The organism is Myroides sp. LoEW2-1 (assembly GCF_009767705.1).
GTDB classification, from domain to species: Bacteria; Bacteroidota; Bacteroidia; order Flavobacteriales; family Flavobacteriaceae; genus Flavobacterium; species Flavobacterium album_A.
Genome location: NZ_WSPP01000033.1, coordinates 1 through 2,095, shown reverse-complemented (window position 1 = coordinate 2,095; position 2,095 = coordinate 1). Strand labels below are relative to the sequence as shown.

The 2,095-nt window shown below is 33.5% G+C and carries 2 protein-coding genes; both read right to left on the bottom strand.

Going from position 1 to position 2,095, the window contains the following annotated elements; all coding sequences use genetic code 11:
- Nucleotides 1–38: 38 nt before the first annotated feature.
- A complete protein-coding gene (locus tag GOQ24_RS02910; protein ID WP_155092608.1) occupies nt 39–665 on the bottom strand; it encodes a LysE family translocator in 627 nt (208 codons plus the stop codon).
- A 26-nt stretch (nt 666–691) separates the two neighbouring features.
- Complete coding sequence (locus tag GOQ24_RS02905) at nt 692–1,711, bottom strand: quinone-dependent dihydroorotate dehydrogenase (protein WP_155092609.1); 1,020 nt, start codon at nt 1,709–1,711, stop codon at nt 692–694.
- Nucleotides 1,712–2,095 lie beyond the last annotated feature (384 nt).

Below are 2,095 nucleotides of genomic sequence, written 5' to 3'. Positions count from 1 at the left end.
ATTTAGAATAACGAGCCTCTTTTTTATTATTTTCAAAACTAACTCACAAGTAGAAAAACTCCTAATCCCGAGAAAATTATAATTTGTAACCATTTCAAAAAGACATTTATAATCTTGTTGTTCTTCATAAACTCTGTCAACTGAGCAGCAATCGTACAAATGATCAAAAAGATAACTAATGCCTCTGTTATAAATACGCTCCCCAGTACAAATACCTGTTGCTTTATATTTCCAGCAGCTTCACTAATAAATCCTGGAAATAGAGCTAAAAAGAACATCATGACCTTTGGGTTAAGAATATTCATAAATAACCCCTTTCTCACAAACCCCATAAAACTCTTATCACTCTTAGTTGTAGGGCTATCATCTATCGTAATAACATTTTCTTCTTGGTACACCTTATAAGACAACCAAAATAAATAAAGAGCTCCAAATATCTTAACTGCTTTTAAAGCAAAAGCTGAATTAATAATCAAAGCTGAAACTCCAAAGGCAAATAGAGATAAATGAAATAATAATCCTCCCATTTGACCAATAACTACAGCATAACCGTATTTCTTCCCCCTTGTGATACTTTGAGAAACAACATAAAGTAAGTCTGGTCCAGGCGTAATTATCAATAAAAAACAAGTTATAAAAAAAGTATAAAGAACTTCTGTTGACATAGTTTGTTTTTGATGTATTTAGTTTGTTATGATTGCGATAATATTTTTTTATTGATTTTCTTGATCAAACTTGGTCCCTCATAAATAAAACCAGTATACAATTGAATCAGACTTGCACCTGCTTCTAATTTTTCTATAGCATCCTCAGCCGAGTGAATCCCTCCTACTCCTATAATAGGAAAAGCGCGATTGCTCTTTTCTGATAAAAAGCGGATAACCTCAGTACTTCGTTTAGTCAAAGGCTTTCCACTTAGACCACCTGTTTCTGATTGGTTTACAGACTTTAGATTCTCTCTTCCAATAGTCGTATTTGTTGCAATTACTCCAGCTATTTTTGTTTCTGTGACAATCTCTATAATGTCTAATAACTGATCATCTGTTAAGTCTGGTGCTATTTTTAATAAAATAGGCTTAGGAGCCTCTTTCTGATTATTTTTAACTTGTAAGCCATGAAGTAGTGCCTTCAGTGGTTCTTTATCCTGTAAGGCACGTAAATTAGGTGTATTAGGAGAACTCACATTCACAACAAAATAATCTACATAAGGAAACAACGCCTCAAAACAGATCTCATAATCTTCATTTGCCTGTTCATTTGGAGTCACTTTATTCTTACCGATATTTCCTCCTATCAGCGTTCCTTTGTTCTTCTTTAGACGTTCTATTGCCTCTTCTATCCCTCCGTTATTAAATCCCATCCTATTAATAAGACCTCCATCCTCTTTTAGTCGAAATAATCGCTTAGTAGGATTTCCAGGTTGCCCTTTGGGAGTCAACGTTCCTATTTCAATAAAACCAAAACCAAAATTCTCTAACTCACTATACAATTTCGCATCTTTATCTAATCCCGCTGCAAGTCCCACAGGATTCTTAAACTTTAGTCCAAAAACTTCTCGTTCTAATCGAGGATCATTAACCTGACAATTGGCGCGAATCAGCGCGGATATACCTGGAATGGCATTAAAAAATTTAAGAGCACCAAAAGTAAAATGGTGTACCTTCTCCGGGTCAAACCTAAAAAGAATAGGCTTTATTATGCTTTTATACATGTGCTAAAGTACTTTGTGTTGTTGTGTGTAATTTGGTGCAAAGGTAGTCTTTTAACCTTTAATTTCATATAGCTATTTTTTTGTTTTTCATCCCTCCTTACTAAGTTAAAAACAACCTCACTTTCCGAAAAAAATAAGTGATTTACTAAGAAAACACTATATGACTAACTTCACTTCTGTCTTTACATCTCCTTTGCACATCTGAATAAAGAAACAAATCCACATTTTCGCTTTCATATAACAACTTTCAATAAACAATATGCAAGCTATCTTTCCTCTATAGAATACTTCCTTCTATAATCTTACTTAAACTAAAACTACTATATATCTAAGTCCATAGAACTTCCCTCTTCTTTAGTTCCTCCTTAATAAACAGAGTAGCAT